The sequence below is a fragment of the Streptomyces sp. NPDC127084 genome (assembly GCF_042724175.1).
Lineage (GTDB): Bacteria > Actinomycetota > Actinomycetes > Streptomycetales > Streptomycetaceae > Streptomyces.
This window is the reverse complement of the sequence record NZ_JBHXFA010000333.1, coordinates 1-2,171: the sequence shown is the minus strand read 5'-3', so window position 1 is coordinate 2,171 and position 2,171 is coordinate 1. Positions and strand designations below refer to the sequence as shown.

Below are 2,171 nucleotides of genomic sequence, written 5' to 3'. Positions count from 1 at the left end.
CCGCCCCGACGCCTGAGGACCAGCCTCACTCCGTGGCCAGCGGTTCTTCCCCAACCCCAGCCACGAAACGGACAAGAGCTCACGTTCCGCACTCTTAGCCGGTGCAGCCGGTGACGATGACGGGGCTGAGGAGACAGTTGGTGGGAGTGTTGCCTGTGATGGGGGATGCGGTGACGGTGGTGAACTGGGTGTCGGTCCAGATGCCGCCGGGTGCGGGGGCGGGTGGGGCGGTGTTGTTGATGACGGGGGCGGCGTTCAGGGAGAAGCTGCCGCCGGTGTTGTAGATGCCAGCCGCTTGGGAGCCGGTGCCGGTGACTTTGTTACCGGTGATGAGTGAGCCGCTGACGCTGGTGGTGGTGCCTGCAGCGGCGTAGATGCCGCCGCCTTGGGAGTACTGGCCGGAGGCCAAGTTGCGGGAGACGTTCGCACCCCCATTCAGACTAAGCACACTGGAGGGGCACTCGTTGTAGATGCCTGCTCCCTGGCCGTGCGCGCCGATGGTCTGGTTGTCGATGACGGTAGTGCCGTTCAGGGTCACGACAGTGCCTGCCCCGCAGCCGAGCAAGGAGAGGCCGCCGCCGACAGGGTTACCGCTACTGGTGCTCGTGTTCCCGGCGATAGTGCCACCGATGAAGGAAATTGGACCAGAACCGCCGGACTCCACCTGAACTCCGCCACCATTTCCACTTGTGCTGCGATTATCCGTAATCGAAGTGTTGGTGACATTGATGCTGCCGTTGCGATTCAACAGATGCAGGCCGCCCGCTTCCGCGGCGCTGTTGTTGCGAAACGTGCTGTCGCTGATGGAGACAGCGCTAGTCGAAACTACGTTTGACGACCGGCTAAATGCACCTCCAATGCGGGCCCGATTTCGCGAAAATGTAGAGCCGGTAATGGTGACAGCGTCTGGCGCACTGATGCCGCCGCCCTGATTGTTTGACGAGTTGTCAGTAAACACACTGTTAGTGATCGTCACCCCGACGCCTTGGAATGCCGTCCAGACACCTCCGCCACCCAAACCGGCGTGGTTGCCCTGGACGTTGACGGTATCCAAGTTCAGGGTTGAGTCCTGGTCAACTCGGATACCACCCCCTACAAACGGAATCGAGCCGTTCATGATCGTGAGGTTGTTCATCGAGAGGGACGTCCCTTGGACTTGGAAGATGCGGAAGGATGTGGTGGCGGTGGTGGCACGCCGGATGGTTGCATTATTCCCATTAATGGTAAGCGGCTGAGTGATGACGGGAAGGGCATTCTCTCCGTCGCCAGAGTCTACGCTGTACTCATAAACGCAATAGGGGGTGAGATCCAGAGTGTCGCCACTGCCAGCATTGGCACTGTTGATGGCGTTGGTAAGATCGGCGGCGCTGCATGAAACCGAGGTGTTAGCCGCTGCAGGAACGGCTGCTACAAGTGTCGCCGGGAATGCCATCGGGACAGCCAAAGCCGCCCGAACGAGAAATTTGATGCAGTAGTTAGTCACACTCTTCTCCTCTACTTCATGCGGACTGGTGTCGGCCGCTGCGATGGGTCCTGGCACCTATATTCGGACCCTGGCCTCACCCGCCCCGGGTAGGGCCATGTATGTGTAGTAATACCTAAACGGACCGTCATCAACCGCGTCGACACGCTGCGGGGGCGTTGACGTGATCGGAGAACGATGTGCGGCAGGGCAGGTGGCGGGTCTGACACAAGAATGACGTGAGGTCTCCGTGGACCCTCCTGACTTCTCTGCCGCTCGAATGTGAGCCATAGAAGAGGATGGGGCACGTGCCCAAGAAGATTGACCCCGCGGTTCGGAGCCAGGCTGTTCGCGTGAATTCGCCGATCTGTGCGGCGAGATGGACGTCACCCAGTCCATGGGTGCTGTCGGTACCTCCGCCGACAACGCCGCCTGCGAAAGCTTCCACGCCACCCTCAAGCGGGAGACTCTACGCGGCGCCCACCACTACCCGGGCGCGGAACTCTGCCGACGTACCGTCTTCCGGTGGCTGGCCCGCTACAACACCCGCCGCAGGCACTCCGCCAACGAACACCTCAGCCCCGTCGACTACGAACACCAGCAGCCAGCAGCAGCACCAACGCGATCGAGTCGGTCAACGCACGCATCCGCCGGGCTGCGAGGGCCCGTGGCCACTTCCCCTCCGAGAACGCGGCCCTGAAGTGCGTCT

Annotated in this window: 1 protein-coding gene and 2 pseudogenes; 2 read left to right on the top strand and 1 reads right to left on the bottom strand. The window is 61.5% G+C overall.

The window, feature by feature from the left end:
- Nucleotides 1-94: 94 nt before the first annotated feature.
- Entirely contained in the window at nucleotides 95-1,483 is a 1,389-nt protein-coding gene (locus ACFWI9_RS33950) for a hypothetical protein (protein ID WP_387169070.1), read from the bottom strand.
- A gap of 358 nt (nucleotides 1,484-1,841) precedes the next feature.
- Between ACFWI9_RS33950 and ACFWI9_RS33945 the strand changes: the two are divergent.
- Both ACFWI9_RS33945 and ACFWI9_RS33940 read left to right on the top strand, forming a co-directional pair.
- Nucleotides 1,842-2,051, top strand: a pseudogene (locus ACFWI9_RS33945) (integrase core domain-containing protein); the annotation flags it as partial.
- A 23-nt stretch (nucleotides 2,052-2,074) separates the two neighbouring features.
- Nucleotides 2,075-2,171: pseudogene (locus ACFWI9_RS33940) on the top strand (transposase); the annotation flags it as partial.